The organism is Pseudomonas sp. S2_C03 (genome assembly GCF_054668405.1).
Map to the genome: position 1 here is coordinate 511,037 of NZ_CP162766.1, position 21,974 is coordinate 533,010.

General features: G+C 59.4%; 19 protein-coding genes and 2 pseudogenes. 12 read left to right on the forward strand and 9 right to left on the reverse strand.

Features of this window, described 5'->3' with window-relative positions:
* Positions 1–46 precede the first annotated feature (46 nt).
* From AB4N64_RS02380 to AB4N64_RS02400, 5 genes are all read right to left on the reverse strand, one after another.
* Positions 47–367, reverse strand: coding sequence for a helix-turn-helix domain-containing protein (locus AB4N64_RS02380; RefSeq protein WP_460121669.1), 321 nt, complete (start codon positions 365–367; stop codon positions 47–49).
* Positions 360–722 carry a type II toxin-antitoxin system RelE/ParE family toxin gene (locus tag AB4N64_RS02385; protein ID WP_460121671.1) on the reverse strand — a complete coding sequence of 121 codons (363 nt, stop codon included), beginning with the start codon at positions 720–722 and terminating at the stop codon, positions 360–362. Before AB4N64_RS02385 ends, AB4N64_RS02380 begins: the two co-directional genes overlap by 8 nt.
* Before the next feature lie 44 nt (positions 723–766).
* Entirely contained in the window at positions 767–1,084 is a 318-nt protein-coding gene (locus tag AB4N64_RS02390; RefSeq protein ID WP_460121673.1) for an XRE family transcriptional regulator, read from the reverse strand.
* Between the two features lie 137 nt (positions 1,085–1,221).
* The gene (locus AB4N64_RS02395; RefSeq protein ID WP_460121675.1) at positions 1,222–2,199 is read right to left on the reverse strand and encodes a hypothetical protein; all 978 of its coding nucleotides are present in this window, start codon (positions 2,197–2,199) and stop codon (positions 1,222–1,224) included.
* 37 nt (positions 2,200–2,236) lie between these two features.
* A complete protein-coding gene (locus AB4N64_RS02400) occupies positions 2,237–3,127 on the reverse strand; it encodes a LysR family transcriptional regulator (RefSeq protein WP_460121676.1) in 891 nt (296 codons plus the stop codon).
* 168 nt (positions 3,128–3,295) lie between these two features.
* Here AB4N64_RS02400 and AB4N64_RS02405 point away from each other — a divergent pair, with 168 nt between their 5' ends.
* The 10 genes and pseudogenes from AB4N64_RS02405 to AB4N64_RS02450 all read left to right on the forward strand — a co-directional run bounded on the left by AB4N64_RS02405 (position 3,296) and on the right by AB4N64_RS02450 (position 14,470).
* Positions 3,296–4,378 (forward strand): 4-oxalomesaconate tautomerase, encoded by a 1,083-nt coding sequence (locus tag AB4N64_RS02405; protein WP_460121678.1) that lies wholly within the window; start codon positions 3,296–3,298, stop codon positions 4,376–4,378.
* 46 nt (positions 4,379–4,424) lie between these two features.
* Positions 4,425–5,750 (forward strand): dicarboxylate/amino acid:cation symporter, encoded by a 1,326-nt coding sequence (locus tag AB4N64_RS02410; protein WP_460121680.1) that lies wholly within the window; start codon positions 4,425–4,427, stop codon positions 5,748–5,750.
* 119 nt (positions 5,751–5,869) lie between these two features.
* A complete protein-coding gene (locus tag AB4N64_RS02415) occupies positions 5,870–7,195 on the forward strand; it encodes a CitMHS family transporter (RefSeq protein WP_460126569.1) in 1,326 nt (441 codons plus the stop codon).
* 94 nt (positions 7,196–7,289) lie between these two features.
* Positions 7,290–8,543, forward strand: a complete 1,254-nt coding sequence (locus AB4N64_RS02420) for an OprD family porin (protein WP_460121682.1) — start codon at positions 7,290–7,292, stop codon at positions 8,541–8,543.
* A 127-nt stretch (positions 8,544–8,670) separates the two neighbouring features.
* Positions 8,671–9,426: pseudogene (locus tag AB4N64_RS02425) on the forward strand (cache domain-containing protein); the annotation flags it as partial.
* A gap of 102 nt (positions 9,427–9,528) precedes the next feature.
* Positions 9,529–10,284, forward strand: a complete 756-nt coding sequence (locus tag AB4N64_RS02430) for a methyl-accepting chemotaxis protein (protein ID WP_460126570.1) — start codon at positions 9,529–9,531, stop codon at positions 10,282–10,284.
* Between the two features lie 66 nt (positions 10,285–10,350).
* Complete coding sequence (locus AB4N64_RS02435) at positions 10,351–11,292, forward strand: LysR family transcriptional regulator (protein ID WP_460121684.1); 942 nt, start codon at positions 10,351–10,353, stop codon at positions 11,290–11,292.
* A gap of 133 nt (positions 11,293–11,425) precedes the next feature.
* Entirely contained in the window at positions 11,426–12,880 is a 1,455-nt protein-coding gene (gene tcuA, locus AB4N64_RS02440) for an FAD-dependent tricarballylate dehydrogenase TcuA (protein ID WP_460121686.1), read from the forward strand.
* A complete protein-coding gene (gene tcuB / locus AB4N64_RS02445) occupies positions 12,867–14,027 on the forward strand; it encodes a tricarballylate utilization 4Fe-4S protein TcuB (protein WP_460121688.1) in 1,161 nt (386 codons plus the stop codon). The genes tcuA and tcuB overlap by 14 nt, the downstream gene beginning before the upstream one ends.
* Positions 14,028–14,090: 63 nt before the next feature.
* Positions 14,091–14,470: pseudogene (locus AB4N64_RS02450) on the forward strand (hypothetical protein).
* 34 nt (positions 14,471–14,504) lie between these two features.
* Here AB4N64_RS02450 and AB4N64_RS02455 read toward each other — a convergent pair.
* The 3 genes from AB4N64_RS02455 to AB4N64_RS02465 form a co-directional block, all read right to left on the reverse strand.
* Positions 14,505–15,218: an HNH endonuclease gene (locus AB4N64_RS02455; RefSeq protein ID WP_460121690.1), complete on the reverse strand. Its 714-nt coding sequence runs from the start codon at positions 15,216–15,218 to the stop codon at positions 14,505–14,507.
* 103 nt (positions 15,219–15,321) lie between these two features.
* Positions 15,322–15,885 (reverse strand): BRO-N domain-containing protein, encoded by a 564-nt coding sequence (locus AB4N64_RS02460; RefSeq protein ID WP_460121692.1) that lies wholly within the window; start codon positions 15,883–15,885, stop codon positions 15,322–15,324.
* A 355-nt stretch (positions 15,886–16,240) separates the two neighbouring features.
* Positions 16,241–17,488, reverse strand: coding sequence for a ribonucleotide-diphosphate reductase subunit beta (locus tag AB4N64_RS02465; protein ID WP_460121694.1), 1,248 nt, complete (start codon positions 17,486–17,488; stop codon positions 16,241–16,243).
* A 580-nt stretch (positions 17,489–18,068) separates the two neighbouring features.
* On the opposite strand from AB4N64_RS02465, the gene AB4N64_RS02470 reads away from it, so the two are divergent.
* Positions 18,069–18,527 (forward strand): hypothetical protein, encoded by a 459-nt coding sequence (locus tag AB4N64_RS02470; protein ID WP_460121696.1) that lies wholly within the window; start codon positions 18,069–18,071, stop codon positions 18,525–18,527.
* 114 nt (positions 18,528–18,641) lie between these two features.
* Here the strand turns inward: AB4N64_RS02470 and AB4N64_RS02475 are convergent, their stop codons facing one another.
* A complete protein-coding gene (locus tag AB4N64_RS02475; protein ID WP_460121697.1) occupies positions 18,642–18,905 on the reverse strand; it encodes a DUF2790 domain-containing protein in 264 nt (87 codons plus the stop codon).
* A 505-nt stretch (positions 18,906–19,410) separates the two neighbouring features.
* On the opposite strand from AB4N64_RS02475, the gene acs reads away from it, so the two are divergent.
* Entirely contained in the window at positions 19,411–21,366 is a 1,956-nt protein-coding gene (acs, locus tag AB4N64_RS02480) for an acetate--CoA ligase (protein WP_460121699.1), read from the forward strand.
* Positions 21,367–21,974: the final 608 nt, after the last annotated feature.

The window sequence follows — 21,974 nt, forward strand, 5'->3', positions numbered from 1 at the left end:
CCCTGACCCCTGACCCTGTAGGAGCATGCTCGCTCCTACAGGATCCTCAACTGAACACCACCTCAATCAACCCCTCTTTCCTGGAACGAGGCGCCGACTTGACCACGATCTGAATGTCACGCCCAAGCAGGGAAAGACACTCCATCATCTTGGCTTCACTGATCCCGCGGAACTTGCCGCGCAGCATTTCAGAGAGCTTGGGTTGGGACAGGCCGAGGATCTCGGAAGCTTGAACCTGAGTTAAATGCCGTGCCTTGATGATCTCGCCAATTTTTGCCGCCAATAGGGATTTGACGCGCATTTCACTGGCGTTGGGTGTCGAGAGGTCCTCGTAGACGTTCCCGCTGCTTTGTTCTATTTCAATCATGACCTGATCCTTTCGCGTGACCCTGCGCTGCTAGAAGTCTCTTCTTGATCAGATCGATGTCGCATTGCGCGGTTCTGATACCCGAAGTCGACTTTTTCTGGAAGCAGTGCAAAACATAAATGGCATTGCCAAAACGGGCGGTGTAAACGGCTCGGTAAGTGTTCGTATCGAAGTCCTCGACCACTTCAAGCACACCTCCATTCCCGAACCCTTTCAAGGGCTTCGCGTCTGGGTGTTTCATACCGTTTTGCGCCATATCAAGTGCGTAACCAAAAACGTCTTGTACGTCGGCGGGCATCTGTTTCAGATCTTTTTTGCTGCTACAAATCCACCAGAGTGACTTCCTTGTACTCATGGGAATATACCTATTTAGGAATAATCGTCAATCAATGATTCGGCTCACTCAGCCATCACAAAATCCGCCCGATCTTGCGATTCCACGCCGACACCTTTACGCCCCATCCCACGCCCCGGCGCAAACCCCGGAAAGAACATCAGCCCCTCCGACTCAAACCGATAAGCCAACGCCAACCGATCCGCATCCGCCACCTCACGCCGGGCCTCGAAACGCTCGATCTCGTCGGCCGCAACCCCGGCCTCCCGCGACAATTGCTCCACACTCCACCCCAACATCGCCCGGGCCTGCGCGCAATGGGCGGGGGTGAATTGGAAGAGGGCGATACGTTCCAGGGTGATTTTCATCGCATAAGAGGCCATGGTGTGCTCCGGGCTCGAAAGTGCTGACTCAAAATGTACTGTGTTTTTGTACAGTTGTTTTGAGTCTGGAGCAAATTGATTTTTTGAATACTGCGATTTCGCTATGGTCGACCTGACGGATGGTGCCCCCCTGCACGCTAGCCACCCAACCCCGGCGCCTCCCGAATAATGAAGTGATCCAGGTTCTCGATATTCGCGCTGAACACCCCGAACGTCTGCTCGGGATTCTTCTTGCTCGGCACCTGCTTCAACTCCGGCGTCACGCCATAAAAGAAGCAATACAACTCGGCCTTACTGTCGACTGCATGCTTGATCTCCTCTAGGAACGCCTTGCGCTTGCGGTAGTTCTCGATCAGTTTCTTGCTCAGGTAAACGTTCACCGAATACGGCTTTTTCTTCGCCTCATCCGCCTGCTTGAACCACACCTTCTGCTCGAAATCGATGCGAAAGCTCTGGGTGTAATCCTTGATCTCCTTGATCCGCCCCCAATAAATGAGCCCCTTGTTGTCCGTCAGGTACTCGACCTTCTTGAAGAACGAAGCGTAAGGCGCCGTGTGCTCGCCCACCTTCAACGGCATGCGCTTGAGCAGGTCCTTGTCGGGGAAATTGGAAACAAAACACTCCACCGGATGGGCAAAGACATGGGTCTTGTCTGGCGCAGTCTCGCGGCTGGACTGCCCTGCACCGGGCGCTGAAGACGCGGCCCCTGGCGCCACTTGACCGTCGACCGCTGAAGCGTCCGCGCTCGAGGGTTTACGCACATACTGACGCCGGGTCAGCAACAACTCTGACGGAAAATGCTCCTCCGGCCCGTCATCCATTTGTGCACCATCAACACCGGCTGACGCCTTGAGGCTCACATAAGGACAATCCGCCACATGCCGCGTGCTCGGCGTGTTCTTGAAGTGCGGGGTGCGCACGTAGTTCACATTCCTGGCATTGAACGTGGTCAACACATTCGACGCATCGAACGCCAAACGACAGGCGTCGTTGGGGCACTGGAAATCTTCCTTCGCAGAATCGAACGCCACCGTCTCGTCGAAATTGAGATCGCGCACGTCATAGATCGACAACTTGTCGTCAAGGCTCAGGCAATAGGCGAGATCGAATTTCATGACGGGCGCAGGTCCTTGAGGGGCGTTCGCGGCGAGTTTAGCGCTCCCACTGTTCCAGAAGTATCGATACGAATTTTTCGGCCGCAGGGGAGAGCGACGCGCCGCGTCGGTAAACCAGCCCCAGGGACCGGTTTATCACCGGGTCCACCAGTGGCACGCTTACCAACGTCGGGTGATCCACTGCAGGCATCGCCAGGCTTGGCATGGCCGACACCCCGAGCCCGGCTTCGACCAGGCCCAACGAAGTGGAAAGGTGCTGCACCTCGTAAAACCATTGCGGCCGCCAGCTCAGGCCGGACAACGCGTGGTCGAGCAGCATGCGGTTGCCGCTGAGGCGGCCGACGCCGATCAGGCGGTAGTCGCTCAATTCCGACCAACTGACGGAGCTGCGCCCGGCCAGTTCGTGGTCGCGGCGACACGCCAGCACAAACGGTTCGTTCACCAGTGGCACGAACTCGATGTCCGGGTGCTGCCCGCTCATCATGTTGATGCCGAAATCCGCCTCGCCCCGCAGGACCGCCTCCAGCCCTTCATTGGCACTGAGGTCTAGCAGTCGGATACGGATTTTCGGGTACCGCTCGTTGTACAGGCGAATCACCGAGGGCAAAAAGTAGAAGGCTGCCGTGGGGATGCACGCCAGGGTCACGCGGCCGACCTGGCGCTCTGCCAATTCGCGGATATTGAGTATTGAGTCGTCGAAATCGTCCAGCAGGCGACGTGCCTTGGGCAGAAAATCACGACCCACGCTCGTCAGGCTGACCTTGCGCGTGGTGCGATCGAGCAGCGCAATGCCCAGGCCGTCCTCGAGCTTCTTCATGCGTCGGCTCATGGCCGGCTGGGACAAGTGCAGTGCCTCGGCCGCTTCGTGAAAGCTTCCAAGTTCGGCGATTTTCACGAACGATCGAATGTCGTTCAGCTCATAATCCATGGTTTAAGCCCCTGTTTCCGAGTGGCCGAGGTCTGACGGGCATCGGTTTGATTGATTCGCTAAGTGGAATAATAACGCAAATCTTTGCATTGGAATCATTTCTGAGCTCCTGTCACTCTTGTTCACAGAGCATCAATTGCCCCTATTGATTAACAAGAGTCTGATTTCATGCAACGAATTCCTTGTGTGCTTATGCGTGGCGGTACCTCCAAGGGGCCCGTATTTCTTGCGTGGGATTTGCCTGTTTCGATTCCCGAACGCGACGAGTTGCTGCTCAACCTGATGGGTTCCGGTCACGAACTGGAAATCGACGGCATCGGCGGCGGTAGTCCGCAAACCAGCAAGGTGGCGATCGTCAGCCCATCGCTGCACCCTGATGCCGACGTCGACTACCTGTTCGTGCAGGTGATGGTTGCCCAGCGCCGGGTCGACACAGCACCCAACTGCGGCAACATGCTGTGCGCCGTGGGCCCCTTTGCTATCGAGCAGGGTCTGGTCAAGGCGTCCAAGGCCCAGACGCTGGTGCGCATTCGCAACCTCAACACCGGCACCTTCGTGAACTCCGAGGTGCAGACCCCAGGTGGCAACGTCAGCTATGAAGGCGACACCGCCATCGACGGTGTACCGGGTACGGCGGCGCCGGTTCAACTGACCTTTCTCGATGCGGCGGGCAGCAAGACCGGCAAACTGTTCCCCACCGGCAACACCCAGGACGTGATCGACGGTGTGCCGATGACGTGCATCGACATGGCCATGCCGATGATGATCATCGAAGCTGGCCAGTTGGGTAAGCGCGGTGACGAAAGCCCTGCGGAACTCGACGCCGACAAGCCGTTCCTGCAGCGCCTGGAAACCCTGCGCCTGCAGGCCGGCCTGGCCATGGGCCTGGGTGACGTCAGCGACAAAGTCATTCCCAAGCCGGTGCTGGTTTCCCCTGCCAAGGCCGGTGGCACCGTTCAGGTCCGTTATTTCATGCCCCACAACTGTCACCGCGCCCTGGCGATCACCGGCTCTATCGGCCTGGCGACCGCGTGCGTGTCACCGGGCAGTGTGGTTGCGCAACTGCTCGGCGGGGTGAGTGAACCGCGCTTGAGGCAAGTGCGTATCGAGCACCCAAGTGGTGGGATAGATGTCGTATTGTCCTACACCGGTGATAAAGGTGAGACCATCCGCGCCTCGGTCGTACGCACGGCGCGCCGGTTGTTCTCAGGTTTCGTTTACGCGACGGCTTCTCAACGACTCGCCGGATGATGTCCTCCTAGTTATCGCCGTTTCCGCATCAGCACAATTCTAAAAAATGGGTGATGCCATGAAAGTTGTAAAGTCGCTGTATTTCCAGATTCTCTGCGCTGTCATCCTGGGCGTGCTCGTTGGCCATTTCTGGTCGCAGCAGGCGGTCGCCCTCAAACCGCTGGGCGACGCGTTCATCAAGTTGATCAAGATGATGATCGCCCCCGTAGTGTTCTGCACCATCGTCACCGGCATCGCCGGCATGAGCGACAAGCGCTCGCTCGGCCGACTGCTGAGCAAGACCATGTTGCTGTTCCTGGGCCTGACCGTAATCAGCCTGATCATCGGCCTGGTGTCGGTGTATCTGTTCAAGCCCGGCGTGGGCATGAACATCGACCCGACTCAGTTGAGCACCAAGGGCCTGTCGCAGTACACCGATTCGGCGGCGAAGCTGGGCGTGGTGGAGTTTTTCATGCACATCATCCCGGACACCTTCATTGGCGCCTTCAACAAGGGTGAAGTGCTGCCCGTGCTGTTCATTGCCGTGCTCAGCGGTTTTGCCCTTTCGGCGATCGGCGAGCGTGGCAAGCCGGTGCTCAATGTGCTGGAGTCCGCTTCGCACATGGTGTTCAAGATCTTCTCCTACCTGATGCGATTCGCCCCGGTGGGTGCATTTGGCGCACTGGCGTTCACTGTGGGCCAATACGGGATCACCTCGCTGGGCTCGCTGGCCAAGCTGATCATGACCTTGTACATCGCCTGCGCGTTTTTCGTCATCGTGGTGCTGGGCAGCATTTGCCGGGCCAACGGCTTCAGCCTGTGGAAGCTGTTGCGCTACTTCCGGGAAGAATTCCTGGTGGTGCTGGGCACCTCGTCGACTGAACCGGTCATGCCGCGCATGCTGGAAAAACTCGAAGCCCTGGGCTGCAAAAAAGGCGTGGTCGGCCTGGTCCTGCCAACGGGTTACTCGTTCAACCTCGATGGCACGGCGATCTACCTGTCGCTGGCGGCGGTGTTCATCGCCCAAGCCTGCAACATCGAACTGACCCTGACGCAAACCGTGACCATGCTGGCGATCATGCTGCTGTCCTCCAAGGGCGCCGCCGGTGTCACCGGTTCCGGTTTCGTCGCGTTGGCATCCACCCTGACGGTCATCCACGACATTCCCCTGGCTGGCCTGGCGTTGTTGATCGGCATCGATCGCTTCATGTCCGAAGCCCGCGCACTGACCAGCCTTGCCAGTAACGCCGTCGCCACTGTGGTGATCTCGATCTCGGAAAACGCCTGCGAACGCCAGACGCTGATGCGCACCCTGGACGGCAATCCGCCGCCTGTGGTGGCGCCGGCTGCGGACGTTACCTGGGACAACGCCAAGGTCACGTCACACAGCTAACCGCGCAAGGCATCCTGCAACACCCATAAAGAACCTTTGCATTCACCTGCGCCGGGCACCGTTGATCGGATCGCCCGGCCGCATAGGGGCCGTGCGCCTGCGCGTCGGCCACGCTCATCATAAGAACAAGAGATCTGACTATGCTCGCTTTCCTTGGTTTGGCCATGGTGGTGGTCTTCACCTTCCTGATTATGACTAAACGCTTGTCGCCGATTGTCGCGCTGACGGTGGTGCCCATCGTCTTCGCAGTGATCGGCGGGTTTGGTGGCACCACCGGCAAGATGATGCTCGACGGCTTGAAAATGGTGGCTCCGTCGGCCGCGCTGCTGCTGTTTGCGATCCTGTTTTTTGGCCTGATGATCGACGCCGGGCTGTTCGACCCGCTGATTCGCAAGATCCTCAAGCGCGTCAACGGCGACCCGATGAAAATCGCCGTGGGCACCGCCCTGTTGTCGCTGGTTGTGGCACTGGACGGCGACGGCACCACCACGTACATGATCACGTGCGCGGCCATGCTGCCGTTGTACAAGCGTATCGGCATGAACCCGATGATCCTGGCCACCATTGCCATGTTGTCCTTGAGCATCATGAGCGGCATGACCCCGTGGGGCGGGCCGGCCACTCGGGCAATCGCCGCGCTGGGGCTGGATGCCGGCGAGTACTTCGTGCCGTTGCTGCCCACCATGATCGGTGGCGCAGCCTGGGTAGTGTTCACCGCGTTCCTGCTGGGCCGTCGCGAGCGTAAGCGCATCGGCAATATCCAGCTGCAGAGCGGCGGTGGGGACTGCTACATCAAGGCCATCCTTGAGGACACGCCGCACAAACGACCGAAGCTGGCCTACGTCAACCTGCTGCTGGTGTGCGCGGTCATGGTGGCGCTGGTGATGGGCATCATGCACTCGGCGATTCTGTTCCTGATCGGTTTCGTGCTGGCGCTGATGATCAACTACCCGCAACTGGACATTCAGAAAGAGCGCATCCTGGCGCACTCCGGCAACGCCATGACCGTGGTGCTGCTGGTGTTTGCCGCCGGCATCTTTGCCGGGATCTTCTCGGGCACCAAGATGGTCGATTCCCTGGCGCAAACCCTGGTTGACTGGATCCCGCCGTCCTGGGGACACCTGTTCCCATTGGTGGTGGCCATCACCAGCATGCCGCTGACCTTCGTGCTGTCCAACGACGCCTACTACTTCGGGGTTGTGCCGATTCTGGCAAACGCCGCCGCTGCCTATGGCATCGACCCGGTGGAAATCGCCCGCGCCTCGATTCTCGGCCAGCCCGTGCACCTGATGAGCCCGCTCGTGGCGTCGACGTTGCTGCTGGTGGGCATGGTCGATCGCGACATCGGCGACTTCCAGAAAGCCACCGTCAAATGGGCCGTGCTGACCTCACTGGTCATCACGGCGCTGGCCCTGCTGACCGGGGCCATCAGCCTGTTCTCCTGATTCACCCACACACTGTTTGATCATTGCTGACGCCCCTGGTGATGGGGGGCGTGCGCTCACTTGCACCCTGAATAACAACAAAGAGAAACGAAACATGCGCACTTCATTGACTCGCGGGGCTGTTCTTCCACTACTGGCAATGCTGCCGTTGGCCAATGCCAACGCCGAAGGTTTCATTGACGACAGCAAGCTCAAGTTGCAATTGCGCAACGTGTACTTCAATGAAAACTTCCGGGATGAACATGGCATGAGCGCCCGGGCGGCCCGCACTGCCAAAAGCGAGCGGACCGAGTGGGCACAGGGCTTTTTGCTGGATTACCAATCGGGTTTCACCGCCGGGACCCTGGGGTTTGGGGTGGATGCCCTGGGCCTGGTCGGCTTCAAGCTCGACTCCGGTCGTGGGCGCAGCGGCACTGGCCTGATGCCCGTGCATGACGACGGGCGCGCGGCCGATGAGTTCGCCAGCCTGGGCATGACCGCCAAGGCTCGACTGGCCAACACCACGGTCAAATACGGCACCTTGCTGCCCAAGACCCCCGTGCTGATTTACAACGATGCGCGCCTGTTGCCGCAAACCTACCAGGGCACCCAGGTCACCAGCACCGACATCGACAACCTGACCCTCACGGGCGGTCACCTGGATCGCTTCAAGCTGCGTGACTCCACCGACAGCATGCCGATAGTTCCGGATGGTTACAGCGGCGACAAATCCGGTGACTTCAATTACGCCGGTGCCGACTACAAGCTGGGGAAAAACATCCGGCTGAGTTACTTCTACGGTGAGCTGGAGAACTTCTACCGGCAGAACTTCGCAGGTATTCAGCACGATCTGCCCCTGGGCAGCGGCGTGCTGACCAGCGACCTGCGTTACTTCAACAGCGTCGACACCGGCTCGGCCTATGCCGGCAAAATCGACAACTCCATGTGGAGCGGGCAACTGTCGTACGCCATTTCCGGGCACACCTTCGGTGGCGGCTACCAGGCGCTCAGCGGTGATGCGGGCTTGCCTTACATCAGCGGCGCCACCGTCTACTCGTTCAGCAACGTCGGCATCGGCAAGTTCATCGAGGAAGACGAGAAGACCTGGATGCTCAGTTATGGCTACAACTTCGCCACCCTGGGCGTGCCTGGCCTGACGTTTTCGACGCGCTACCTGAGTGGCAACGACGGCAAGTCCAACACCACCGTCAAAGAGTGGGAGCGCGACGCCGAAATCGCCTACGTGGTGCAGCAAGGCACCTTCAAGGGCCTGGGCGTGAGGCTGCGCAACTACGTTTACCGCTCCGACTTCTCGCGCGGACGAGACAGTAACCGGATTTACTTCACCTACGACATCGCACTCTGGTAGGTCCATCGCAGCGGCGTGCCCCGCACGCCGCTGCCCTTGGCATGCCTGAGGAGCAAGGAGTTGAGCGTTGTCTTTCAAAAATAAAATACTGTGGTTGACCCTGTTGCCCGTGCTGCTGTTTGCCAGTGTGGCGGGTCTGACCGTACGAGCGAACCTGTTGGCAAGCGCCGAGCAGGACATCACCAACACCCGCGAGCGCCTGCTGCAAGAGAGCCGCGATCGTCTCAAGGATTACGCCAGTATCGCCCGTACGGCCGTGGCCGACCTTTATGATCGCGCCGAGTCCGGCGACCTGGCGGGCAGGGCGCAGGCCATCGCCCGGCTGTCGCGCATCAAGTACGGTGACGAAGGGTACTTCATCGGCTACGACAGCCAGGTGGTGCGCCTCTTTCGCGGCGACAGCAGCGAAGGCGTGGGCACCAACATGAGTGATCGCAAGGACAAGAACGGCGTTTACCTGAACCGCGAAATGGTGGCCGCGGCCAAAAACCAGACCCACTACGTCAATTATTCCGGTGCGCTGGTCAACACCGATACCGTGGTGCCCAAGCTCGCCTACAGCTTTTACTTGCCCAACTGGGACCTGATCGTGGTCACGGCCATCAACCTGGACAACATCGACGGCCAGGTGGCCCGCGTGCGTGAGGACATCCAGTCGCGGGTGCAAAGCCTGCTGATCGGCGTCGCCGTCACTGCGCTGTTGCTGCTCGCCGCGTTTGGCGCCCTCGCGGTCTGGCTGATCAACACCAGCCTGCGTCCTTTGACATTGATCCGCAGCCACCTGGATGAAATCGCCGCCGGCGAGGGCGACTTGACCCGGCGTCTGCCGGCCACCGGTACCGATGAGTTCGGGCAATTGGCCGGATCGTTCAACGCCTTCGTCGAGAAGATTCATGGGCTGGTCAGCCAGATCGTCGCGATGTCGGGGGAACTGAGCAACGCCGTCGGACATGTCGCCCAACAAAGCAAACTCATCGATCAGGCCATGGAGCAGCAACGCCAGGAAACCGACCAGGTCGCCGCCGCCATCAACCAGATGTCGTCGGCGGCGCAGGAAGTGGCCTCCAGCGCTCAAAGCGCTTCCACGGCCGCCGCCGACACCGACCAACAGGCGCAGAGCGCCCGGCACGTGGTCAATGCCAGCATCGCTCGCCTGCAAGCACTGACCGTGGAGTTATCCGACGGTGGCACGTCGCTGGAAGGTTTGCGCAGCGATGTGGCAAGCATCGTCTCGGTGCTCGACGTGATCCGCTCGATTGCCGAGCAGACCAACCTGCTGGCGCTCAACGCGGCCATCGAAGCGGCGCGTGCCGGCGATGCCGGCCGTGGGTTTGCGGTGGTCGCCGACGAGGTCCGTGCCCTGGCCAGCCGCACCCAGCTCAGCACCCAGGAAATCCAGGCCATGATCGAGCGCCTCAATCGGGCGACCGCCAGCGTGGTCAATGCCATGAACCACTCCAGCGAAGCCGGGATGAGCGCCAGTCATCAGGCGGGGGAGGCAGGCCAATCCCTCGACAATGCGGTTGAGCTCATCGCGACCATCAACGCCATGAACGCCCACATCGCCAGTGCCGCCGAGGAACAGACCGCCGTGGCGGAAGAGATCAACCGCAGTGTGCACGGCATGGCGCACACGATCGAACGGGTCGCCGAGCAGACGCAGGGCGGCGTCAAAACCACCCACGAACTGCACACAATTGGCAGCCGCCTGGAAAGTCTGCTCGGGCAGTTCAAGATTTGAGACCATGGCCGCAGCTCCCGGGCAGCCATACGCGTCCGGGATGATTCTCTCGACGGAAGGTGAGCCTTGGAACTGCGACAGCTGCGTTATTTCGTAAAGATCGTTGAACTCAAAAGCCTGGGGCGCGCTGCACTCGAGCTGGACGTCGGCGTGTCGGCGCTGAGCCAACAGATCGGCAAGCTGGAAAGCGAACTCAACACGCGCCTTTTGATCCGCAGCAGTGTCGGGGTGACGCCGACGAACGCCGGCATCGCGTTCCTGCACCACGCCCAACTGACCCTCCGCCAGGCGGGGTACGCGATGCAAGCCGCCCAGCGCGGACGCATGAGCGGTTACGTCAGCGTCGGGTTGCCGCCGACGACGGCCACCGTGCTGGCGCTGCCCTTGATCAAGGCCATGCGCGAGCGTTACCCGGACATTCAACTGCACCTGGTGGAAATGCTTTCCGGGCACCTGGCCACACAACTGGCTGCCCGCCAGCTGGACGTGGCCATTCTGTTTCAGGTGGACGCGACCCGGCGCTGGACCATCACGCCGCTGCTCGACGAAAAACTCTTTGTGATCTGCACCCCCGATCTGGCCGGTGCGCCGCAAGGGGCGAGCGTGCAGATGGCCGACCTGGGGCATCTGCCACTGGTCCTGCCCAGCTTGCAGCATGGCCTGCGCGCCGCATTGATGAGCGCCTTCGAGCGCTCGGGGGTCGAACCGCGCGTCGTCATGGAAGTCGACGGCCTGGCAGTGCTCATGGACACCGTGCGCGCCGGTCTCGCCGCCACCATCCAACCCGGCGCGGCCGCCTCGCACTCGGGCGAGTGCGGGCTGTCGATGGTGCAGATTGCCGACCCGCATGTGGGCCGCCGCAATATCCTGACCACCTTGCCCGACGATGAACTGTCACCCGCGGCACTGGCTGCACGGGTGGTGATGATCGAGGTGGCGCGTGAACTGGTGGCCCAGGGGCGCTGGCCCGGCGCCAGTCTGCTGGAGGGCAACACCGTCGCGGGCTGAGTGGCAATCTCGCCTTTAGTAAAACTGAACACCCCCCACCCGTGGGCGCCTTTCGAGCCTGGGCTGGCTGACTTATCGTCCGCCCATTCGTGGGGAGGCAATGTTCAACGCTCCTCGCCGTAGAGGAGAAATCATGATCGACGTTCTAGTCATAGGGGGCGGCAACGCGGCGCTGTGTGCCGCCCTGATGGCGCGCGAAGCGGGTGCCAGCGTCACGCTGCTGGAGGCATCGCCCAAAGCCTGGCGAGGTGGCAACTCACAGCACACGCGAAACCTGCGCTGCATGCACGAGGCTGAGCAGGATGTGCTGATCGACGCCTATCCGCAGGAGGAATACTGGCAGGATCTGCTCAAGGTCACCGGGGGGCAGACCGACGAAAAACTCGCGCGCATCACCATCCGCGCCTCCTCGACCTGCCGCGACTGGATGCGCCGCCATGGCGTGCATTTTCAACCATCGTTGTCCGGCGCGTTGCATGTGGCGCGTACCAATGCGTTCTTCATGGGCGGCGGCAAGGCCCTGATCAATGCCTATTTTCGCAGCGCCGAGCGCTTGGGCATCCAGGTGCGCTACGACGCCGAAGTGGCTGACATCGAAATGGACAATGGCCGCTTTGTCGCCGCTCACCTGAAGTCCACCGAGATCGACGGCCAGTGCGTCTCGGGTGAACGCATCGAAGCCCGCGCCTGTGTGCTGGCCGCGGGCGGCTTCGAGTCGAACCGCGAGTGGCTGCGCGAAGCCTGGGGGCAGAATGCCGATGGCGAGTGGCCGGCGGACAATTTCCTGATCCGAGGCACGCGTTTCAACCAAGGCACGTTGCTCAAACGGATGATCGATCAAGGGGCCGACGTCATTGGCGACCCGACCCAGGCGCACATGGTCGCCATCGATGCGCGGGCCCCGCTGTACGACGGCGGCATTTGCACGCGCATCGACTGCGTATCGCTGGGCGTGGTGGTCAACCGCGACGGCCAGCGCTTCTATGACGAAGGGGAGGACTTCTGGCCCAAACGCTACGCCATCTGGGGCCGGCTGGTGGCGCAACAGCCGGGGCAGATGGGTTTTTCGATCATTGATCAAACGTCGGTCGGCCGGTTCATGCCGCCCGTGTTTGCCGGTACGCAGGCCGACACCCTGCACGGGTTGGCCCAAAAGCTCGGCTTGCCCTGCGAAGCGTTCGTCAAGACCATCGAAGACTTCAACGGTGCCTGTCGCGTGGGCACGTTCGACCACACCGCGCTGGATGACTGTCACACCGAAGGCATCGTGCCCGGCAAAAGTCACTGGGCTCGGCCCATCAGCACTCCGCCTTATTACGCCTATCCGTTGCGTCCGGGCGTGACCTTCACCTACCTGGGGCTCAAGACCGATGAAACCACTGCGGTGCGTTTTGCCGGCAAACCCTCGCCCAATCTGTTTGTGGCGGGGGAAATGATGGCGGGCAACATATTGGGCAAAGGCTACACCGCCGGCATCGGCATGGCGATCGGCACCGCGTTTGGCCGCCTCGCGGGCGTGCGCGCCGCCGCCGCGCTGGGTTTTCAACATCCATCAGAACCGGCAGGGCATCACCATGGAACTGTTTGACCCCACGACCCAGGCGCGTCCTGACCTGATCCCTGTGCTGAATGTGAATGAGCGCGAAGTCGAGCGGCAGATGACCATCTGCAACGCATGCCGTTATTGCGAAGGGTTTTGCGCGGTGTTCCCCGCCATGACCCGCCGCCTGGTGTTCGCGCAGGCCGATACGCACTACCTGGCCAATCTTTGCCACAACTGCGGTGCCTGCCTGCACGCGTGCCAGTACGCCGCGCCCCACGAGTTTGCCGTCAACGTGCCGCAGGCCATGGCCCGCGTTCGCCTGGACACCTACGCCGAATACGCCTGGCCACCGGCGCTGGGCAAGCTTTACCAACGCAATGGCCTGACCCTGGCGCTGGCCAGCGGTGCCGGGCTGGCGCTGTTTCTGCTGTTGACGCTGATGGTCGCGGGCAACCTGTGGACCCAGGTGGAGGGCGGCAACTTCTACGCGATCTTCACCCACAACACGTTGGTGTGGATGTTCGGTTCGGTCTTTGGTTTTGCGCTGCTGGCGCTCACGCTGGGCGTGCGCAAATTCTGGCGCGAAATCACCCCGGCCCGGCAACCCGTTGCATTGCAGCCGGCAGCGATGGAAGCGGCCAAAAACGTCCTGACCCTCAAGTACCTCGACGGTGGCCATGGACAAGGCTGCAACAACGCCGACGACGCCTTCACGTTATGGCGCCGCCGCTTCCACCACCTCACGTTTTATGGTTTTTTGCTGTGTTTTGCCGCCACCGCTGTCGCCACGCTCTACCACTACCTGGCCGGTTGGTCGGCCCCTTATCCCGTGCTCAGCGTGCCGGTGTTGCTGGGCATCGCCGGTGGTATCGGTTTGCTGATCGGGCCGGCCGGGCTGTTGTGGCTGAACATGCGCCGGCATCCCGATCAGGGCGATCACCACCAGAAACCCATGGACCGCGGATTCATCGCCCTGCTCCTGCTCATCAGCCTGAGTGGCCTGGCCCTGCTGGCCGGCCGTGAAACCCCGGCCATGGCGCTGTTGCTCAGCCTCCACCTTGGCCTGGTCATGGCTTTCTTCCTGACCATGCCCTACAGCAAATTCGCCCACGGCATCTTCCGCAGCGCCGCCTTGCTGAAATTCTCCATCGAGAAACGCCAGCGGAGTTCGCTGAAACTGGGAGATGATTGAGCCGAACAGCGTGTGAAGGATTTGCCCCGGCAGACACCCAACACGCTTACCATGGCCCACACAATGGACTCAGTGAACCCAAGGACACCACCCATGCCCGTCAACGAACGCCTGCACAACCGCCGCTTCACCGTCGCCGGCAACACCCACGGCCTCTCCGGCACCGGCACCGTGTTTCATTACCGGGTCGAAGGCAATGCCATCACCAGCACCTACCAGGGCGGTCGAATCCGCACGGGTCACCAAGTGGGCCGCGTCACCGGCCCCGATAGCATCGAACTGCTGTTTCACTGCATCACCCATGACGGCGAGATTCTGTCCGGCTGGTCGCGCGGCACGGTGGGTGTCGATGGGGCAGGGCGCACGACGTTGGCGTTTGTGTGGGGGTGGTTGTCGGGTGCGGAGGGTGGGGGGAGTCGAGTTATGTGGAGTGGGTGGAGTAGCAGAATGGGTTCACAGACCCCATCAATTACCCGCTTACTCACGAAGCAATCGCCCAACCTTCTGATAGAGCGATTCGGTAAATGCCGCACTGTCATCCGAATGATGACAACGACGATGACAGTTCGGGCATAGCGCTACCGCATTGCTGGGGCGGTCCGAGCCTTCCCGCGCTAGATGCTTAACGTGATGGACCTCAAGAAACGGTTTGCCTGATTTTTCGAATGGGGCTGGTTCACCACAACCTTCACATTTTCCCGCGGCCTGTCGTCGAACCCATGCCCTGACTCCAGGATCCCGGATAAACGACTTTGCGCTGGACTGGGCCTGTTGTGGTTTTTCGATCCCCTTTGGCTCATCGGTGATCGGCTGCTGCTCAAGCTTCGCGGCTCGCTGCTCGAGTGTCGTCTCATCTGCCGTTGGGGCGAAATCTTCGGGGGCTACGGGGGTTGGAGCGTTGAGTGCTTTACGAATGCTTATCGCAACGTTGGCGCCAACATTTTTAGCAGGCTTATAGCCCTCAATGCGCCTGCGACCCAACTCGACCAATACGGTGGAAATGTTCTGCATCCGAAATTCAACAGAACCTTTGGTGCGACCTGCTAACAGCCCTTCGCGTAAGACTCGGTTTTCATGAGCTTTATTGATCGACTGACCAGCCTGCTCGCGCGCGAGCATGCTCAAGTAAGCATCTACTGCGGCCTGAATTTCCGCGTCGTTCCAATCGCTATTGCTCTTAAACGTGTCCATACAATCGCCGAGGGTTGAAAACCCTCGGACGATACTGAGTGGCCATTACGGTTGTCTACGAAAATTCCTACAGTAAGAGGTGGCGCTTCCTACAGGTGTATCACTATCCCAACGAATGCTTGGATAACTGAAAAATATCCATGACTCTGCGCCGCCAAGGCTTAGTCGCTTTCATCGGACTCGGTGCGTGGTCTTCTAACAAGTAAGGCATATCCCGCAGCCTAATCCATCCCTCGCCCTGCCAATGCAGCATGCTCAACGACATCTTCGGCCAATCCAACAAACTCAGCATCGGACGATCTGAATCGTCAGAAGTCTGCGCGTCACGTAACGTTGGTACGACCTGATGGGTCAACCATTCACGCAGTAACCGATTCTCTGGAGCGTAGTGATACACCAACAGCGCATACACGCCGGATTCGCTTAGCATCAGCTGCTTTTCTGGTTGGTGGTAATAATCAATCCGCAGGACTTGATGCTGATCTTTATCCAGCTTGCTGACCATGCGATCGCTGAGATGGAAGCCCATCAAACGGCCAATATCGCGAGCGCAGAACCATGGCTGGTTTTCATGGAGAAGGGCATGAAGAGAGAGATTGTGGCGGCTGAAAACTGTCGAGACGGAAGGCTCTGTGATGACGGCGCATTTCGAGACTTTGCTAGGCATATCCATTACCTCTACGTGTGAAGTTGAAGAGGGGCCGGGGCCCGACGTAGAGGATCTAAGAAATCCCAACAAGCTCTTTCTTTCACACACCGCACATACAAGGCGGACGCCAGCATGCATTCGGTGTGAGGAGATTAGCTTCTACGTTGGGCGTTTCTTAGGCACCTGCGATAAAGCTTAGATCTGCTTGATTGGGTGCTCAATGCGGAATGTGCTGGTTTTTTTGTAGGAGAGTTAGCTGCCACTGATTTCACGAAACCACTTTCCTACAACCACAAAAAAGCCCTGATCAAATCAGGGCTTTCTTGATTCTCAATTTGCTGTTCTAGCCACCAAACCGCAGCTCACTCGCAAATCAATCCCAGCTCAGCGCCCCACCCGTCTGATACTCAATCACACGCGTCTCAAAGAAGTTCTTCTCTTTCTTCAAGTCCATGATCTCGCTCATCCATGGGAACGGGTTGGTGGTCCCTGGGTACTCTTCTTTCAGGCCGATCTGCGACAGGCGACGGTTGGCGATGAATTTGAGGTAGTCCTCCATCATCGCGGCGTTCATGCCCAGTACGCCGCGCGGCATGGTGTCGCGGGCGTATTCGATTTCCAGTTGGGTGCCTTGCAGGATCATTTGCGAGGCTTCTTCCTTCATTTCGGCGTCCCACAGGTGTGGGTTTTCGATTTTGATCTGGTTGATCACGTCGATGCCGAAGTTCAGGTGCATGGATTCGTCGCGCAGGATGTACTGGAACTGCTCGGCGACGCCGGTCATTTTGTTGCGGCGGCCCATGGACAGGATCTGGGTGAAGCCGCAGTAGAAGAAGATGCCTTCCAGAACGCAGTAGTAGGCGATCAGGTTGCGCAGCAGCTCTTTGTCGGTTTCGACGGTGCCGGTTTCGAACTTCGGATCGGAGATCGAACGGGTGTACTTGAGGCCCCAGGTGGCTTTTTTCGCGACCGATGGAATCTCGTGGTACATGTTGAAGATTTCACCTTCGTCCATGGCCAGCGATTCGATGCAGTACTGGTAGGCGTGGGTGTGGATCGCTTCTTCGAACGCCTGGCGTAGGATGTACTGGCGGCATTCCGGGTTGGTGATCAGGCGGTAAACGGCCAGCACCAGGTTGTTGGCGACCAGGGAGTCGGCGGTGGAGAAGAAGCCCAGGTTGCGCATGACGATGCGGCGCTCGTCGTCGGTCAGGCCTTCCGGGTTTTTCCAGAGGGCGATGTCGGCGGTCATGTTGACTTCTTGCGGCATCCAGTGGTTTGCGCAGCCGTCCAAGTATTTCTGCCAGGCCCAGTCGTACTTGAAGGGTACGAGCTGGTTGAGGTCGGCGCGGCAGTTGATCATGGCTTTTTCGTCGACGGCGACGCGTGCGGAGGCGCCTTCGAGTTCGGCCAGGCCTTCGGCGATGTCGAGGTTGTCCAGTGCAGTCTTGGCGCGGACAACGGCAGGCGAGTCATTGGATGTAACGGCGCGAGCTTCCAGGGCGGCGGCACCGCCGGCGCTGTCGAGACGGTCCATGTTGGCTTCGGTGGCGTGGCCGGCGTTGGCGCTCTTGGCCGCTACTTCCGTGTCTTCTTTGTCGAATTCGTCCCAGCTCAGCATGACGTGTCGTCTCCTGCGTGAGGGCCAGAGTGCCCGTGTGAAATTGGATGTCTGTATTTTTCACACGGCCCTGTTGGCCGCGTTGATAGCGTTTTTTGCAGCGGTACACGCAGGCAAATAAACATAATTTTGTACCGGGTTCCGAGAGCCGCTGATGGGCGCAGAAGTCGCGGAGGACTTTTGCGTGGGCTTCAGACTGGCAGTCTTCCCTGTAAGGGAATATTGCAGGCCGGTTTAGGCGGCATTATAGGGAAATTTTTGCGGCAGTGGTGGGGCGAATCCGCGCACGGATCGTTCGAGCCCGAGGGTTTTTCGGTCGGAGCGAGGGTTTACAGGGCTTTGACTGGATATGGCCGTGGCAGATTTTTTTTCATTAATTTTTCAGTGTCATTTTTTTTGTTCAAAAAACAGTCAAAAAAGGCGTTTTTTACTACATCTTGTGTTTTAGGTCGGTTTTTGGCGGGGCTGGACACAACTAAGCCCGACCGAAGTCGGGCTGTGAAGTCATGCTCGTCGATCAGCTGAGGCGAGCGGCACCGACGTGATCCGAACCATCGGCCGCGAGCTTGGAAGCACCCACATGGTCGGCACCGTCAGCAGCGAGTTTGCTTGCACCGACGTGGTCAGCACCATCGGAAGCGAGTTTGCTTGCGCCAACATGGTCGGCACCATCGGAAGCGAGTTTGCTTGCGCCAACATGGTCGGCACCATCGGAAGCGAGTTTGCTTGCGCCAACATGGTCGGCACCATCGGAAGCGAGTTTGCTTGCGCCAATATGGTCAGCACCGTCAGCAGCGAGTTTGCCTGCCCCTACATGATCAGCACCGTCAGCGGCGAACGTCGTCGAGACAGCAGCGGCCGATGCCGTGGTGAAAACGGCCGAGCCTGTGCGGTCGTAGCCGTCAGCGGCGAAGGTGTTGGCGGCCAGTACAGAGAGGGTCAGGGCGAGAATCATTTTGGTTTTCATGGTGGTTGCTCCAGTTCGTCGTCGTTGTATGTCTTGGTGTGGAATTCATACTACGCCGACAATTTTGATTAAAAAGCGCAAATATATGCTTTAACCAATCGTAAAAATCGATCTATACGGTTCGGCGCTTCAGCAGCCTCAAGCATCCAGGCCGGTGGGTCGAACCGTATTGGGAGGGGGCGGTGATCAGCCGTTGGAGCAGCCGTTGCCCATGACGCTGTAGCGCAGGATGTGGCGTTGGCCTTTGGAGTCGTCGTATTCCATTTTCATTGGAACGACTTCACAGACATTGGGAACATCGCTCATGGAGATCACTTTGGCGATGTCCAAATGGGTGGAGTAAGTGTATTCCTCGATAACCGGTTGTTGCTGTGCGACATCAGTCGGGACCTCGTCTGCCATGGCGGTTGCGCACAGGCTGGAGAGGGCCAGAACTAATAAAGCTTTCATTTCGTTTTTACCTTTTAGAGGTCGAGTGGGGTCACGCAACCTTTGTGGGGTTGCGTGTGGAACTTGGGTTTTCAAGTATTTGATTAACGGCCTTCGTGGGGGCTGCAACTGGGTTAATCAGGGTTTGTCTTGTTGCGGGGCGGATTCTAGGCGTGGGGTGGGGATTCATATAGGTGGGGTTTTGATAAACACCTTTGGTAGATTTTGTAACAATCGCTGATTAGGAGGGCTGTGGGCTGGTGATGTCCTGTAGGAGCGAATTTATTCGCGATGGTCGTTAACGATGACGCTGGCTGTCTGAATGCCAGCGGTGCCTGGGCTACCATCGTCGGAACGCCGCCCGGAGCATGCTCGCTCCTACAGGGATTGGCGGGGATGTGTGGTGTTTTGCGTTGGCATGACGTTTTGTAGGGGATTGTTACTACCATCGTCGAATAGTTCTATGGTGCTGGGCGGGCTAAAACTGGACCCATACAAAAACAACTATTCCACCGAGGTAAGAAAGATGAGTGCGGCTTCTCTGTATCCCGTTCGTCCCGAGGTCCTGGCGAATACGCTGACCGACGAGGCAACCTACAAAGCCATGTACCAGCAGTCGGTCGTCAACCCCGACGGCTTCTGGCGCGAGCAAGCCAAGCGCCTCGACTGGATCAAGCCTTTCACCACCGTGAAGCAGACTTCGTTCGACGATCACCACGTCGACATCAAGTGGTTCGCCGATGGCACCCTGAACGTTTCCTACAACTGCCTCGACCGCCACTTGGCTGAGCGCGGCGATCAGGTCGCCATCATCTGGGAAGGCGATGACCCTTCCGAGAGTCGCAATATCACCTACCGCGAATTGCACGAAGAAGTGTGCAAGCTGGCCAACGCCCTGCGTGGCCAGGATGTGCACCGTGGCGACGTGGTCACTATCTATATGCCGATGATCCCCGAGGCCGTGGTCGCCATGCTGGCCTGTGCCCGCATCGGTGCGATCCACTCGGTGGTGTTCGGTGGTTTCTCGCCGGAAGCCCTGGCCGGTCGCATCATCGACTGCAAGTCCAAAGTGGTGATTACCGCTGACGAAGGCATCCGCGCCGGCAAGAAGATCTCGCTCAAGGCCAACGTCGACGACGCGCTGACCAACCCGGAAACCAGCAGCATCCAGAAAGTCATCGTGTGCAAGCGCACCGGCGGCGACATCAAGTGGAACCAGCACCGCGACATCTGGTACGAAGACCTGATGAAAGTGGCGGGCACCGTATGCGCGCCGAAAGAGATGGGTGCCGAAGAAGCGCTGTTCATCCTTTATACCTCCGGCTCCACCGGCAAACCCAAGGGTGTGCAGCACACCACCGGCGGTTACCTGTTGTATGCGGCCATGACCCATGAGCGCGTGTTCGATTACCGTCCGGGCGAAGTCTACTGGTGCACCGCCGACGTGGGCTGGGTCACCGGCCACTCCTACATCGTCTACGGCCCGCTGGCCAACGGCGCCACCACTGTGCTGTTCGAAGGCGTGCCGAACTACCCGGACATTACCCGGGTGGCCAAGGTGGTCGACAAGCACAAGGTCAACATTCTCTACACCGCGCCCACCGCGATCCGCGCGATGATGGCTTCCGGCACCGCCGCCGTGGACGGCGCTGACGGCAGCAGCCTGCGTTTGCTGGGCTCGGTGGGCGAGCCGATCAACCCGGAAGCCTGGGACTGGTACTACAAGAACGTCGGCAAGTCCCGTTGCCCGATCGTCGACACCTGGTGGCAGACCGAGACCGGCGGCAACATGATGAGCCCGTTGCCGGGCGCCCATGGCCTCAAGCCGGGTTCGGCGGCACGTCCGTTCTTCGGTGTGGTGCCGGCGCTGGTCGACAACCTGGGCAACATCATCGAAGGCGAGGCCGAGGGCAACCTGGTGATTCTCGACTCGTGGCCAGGCCAGGCGCGTACGCTGTTTGGCGACCACGACCGTTTTGTGGACACCTACTTCAAGACCTTCCGTGGCATGTACTTCACCGGTGACGGTGCACGCCGTGACGCCGATGGTTACTACTGGATCACCGGCCGTGTGGACGACGTGCTCAACGTTTCCGGCCACCGCATGGGCACTGCCGAAATCGAAAGCGCGATGGTTGCGCACCCGAAAGTCGCCGAAGCGGCAGTCGTGGGCGTGCCGCATGACATCAAGGGCCAGGGCATTTATGTCTATGTGACCTTGAATGGCGGTGAGGAACCCAGCGAGCAACTGCGCATCGAGCTGAAAAACTGGGTACGTCGTGAGATCGGCCCGATTGCTTCACCGGATGTGATCCAGTGGGCACCGGGGCTGCCGAAGACCCGTTCGGGCAAGATCATGCGCCGCATCCTGCGCAAGATTGCCACGGCCGAGTATGACGGGCTGGGTGATATCTCGACCCTGGCGGACCCGAGCGTGGTGCAGCATTTGATTGATACGCACAAGACGATGAACGTGGCTTAAACGCCGGTTTTGAGTGAAAGCCCCATCGGTGTAAGCCGGTGGGGCTTTTTTCTGCCTGATGGTTTTGTGGTGCAATGGCTGGCCTCTTCGCGAGCAAGTCGAGTCGTCGCACCGCCGCTCCCACAGGGATCAGCAGTGTGGGAGCGGGCTTGCTCGCGATGGGGTCAAACCAAACACCGGATAAACGCCAACCAATAATTATCGACATCTCCTGTCATCCATTTCCCACTGTTACCCCGGGTGTAACCACCCGCACCGCCCCGGGGCATCCAGAAACGCTTATGCCCTGATCAGGGCCACAAATGCGCTGCAAAAAAATAACCCCTAACGCTGCGCTTGCCGGATTAGAAGGCTTTGCCAATAATAGGCCCGCAATTTGCAGCATAGATCGGTTCACTGTCTTTTGCCCTTGCATGAATTTGCAGGGCTGTCAACGCGCCCGAGCGGCTTTCTATACGCATCTGTAACTAGTTGTCGCATTGAAGAAATATCGACCTTGGGCCTGTCGTTAGAATGCCGATCACTCGCTCGTCGTTGCCGGTGTTGAAAAAACCACCGGCTTCCTAGGACGTAGCCACACAATTGCGGTCCCACTCATTCGCATATTG

Coding starts and splice junctions, on each gene's coding strand:
- AB4N64_RS02380 (WP_460121669.1), bottom strand. CDS start 367: ATGATTGAAATAGAACAAAGCAGCGGGAACGTCTACGAGGACCTCTCG.
- AB4N64_RS02385 (WP_460121671.1), bottom strand. CDS start 722: ATGAGTACAAGGAAGTCACTCTGGTGGATTTGTAGCAGCAAAAAAGAT.
- AB4N64_RS02390 (WP_460121673.1), bottom strand. CDS start 1,084: ATGGCCTCTTATGCGATGAAAATCACCCTGGAACGTATCGCCCTCTTC.
- AB4N64_RS02395 (WP_460121675.1), bottom strand. CDS start 2,199: ATGAAATTCGATCTCGCCTATTGCCTGAGCCTTGACGACAAGTTGTCG.
- AB4N64_RS02400 (WP_460121676.1), bottom strand. CDS start 3,127: ATGGATTATGAGCTGAACGACATTCGATCGTTCGTGAAAATCGCCGAA.
- AB4N64_RS02405 (WP_460121678.1), top strand. CDS start 3,296: ATGCAACGAATTCCTTGTGTGCTTATGCGTGGCGGTACCTCCAAGGGG.
- AB4N64_RS02410 (WP_460121680.1), top strand. CDS start 4,425: ATGGGTGATGCCATGAAAGTTGTAAAGTCGCTGTATTTCCAGATTCTC.
- AB4N64_RS02420 (WP_460121682.1), top strand. CDS start 7,290: ATGCGCACTTCATTGACTCGCGGGGCTGTTCTTCCACTACTGGCAATG.
- AB4N64_RS02430 (WP_460126570.1), top strand. CDS start 9,529: ATGGAGCAGCAACGCCAGGAAACCGACCAGGTCGCCGCCGCCATCAAC.
- tcuA (WP_460121686.1), top strand. CDS start 11,426: ATGATCGACGTTCTAGTCATAGGGGGCGGCAACGCGGCGCTGTGTGCC.
- tcuB (WP_460121688.1), top strand. CDS start 12,867: ATGGAACTGTTTGACCCCACGACCCAGGCGCGTCCTGACCTGATCCCT.
- AB4N64_RS02455 (WP_460121690.1), bottom strand. CDS start 15,218: ATGGACACGTTTAAGAGCAATAGCGATTGGAACGACGCGGAAATTCAG.
- AB4N64_RS02460 (WP_460121692.1), bottom strand. CDS start 15,885: ATGCCTAGCAAAGTCTCGAAATGCGCCGTCATCACAGAGCCTTCCGTC.
- AB4N64_RS02465 (WP_460121694.1), bottom strand. CDS start 17,488: ATGCTGAGCTGGGACGAATTCGACAAAGAAGACACGGAAGTAGCGGCC.
- AB4N64_RS02470 (WP_460121696.1), top strand. CDS start 18,069: ATGGTCGGCACCGTCAGCAGCGAGTTTGCTTGCACCGACGTGGTCAGC.
- AB4N64_RS02475 (WP_460121697.1), bottom strand. CDS start 18,905: ATGAAAGCTTTATTAGTTCTGGCCCTCTCCAGCCTGTGCGCAACCGCC.
- acs (WP_460121699.1), top strand. CDS start 19,411: ATGAGTGCGGCTTCTCTGTATCCCGTTCGTCCCGAGGTCCTGGCGAAT.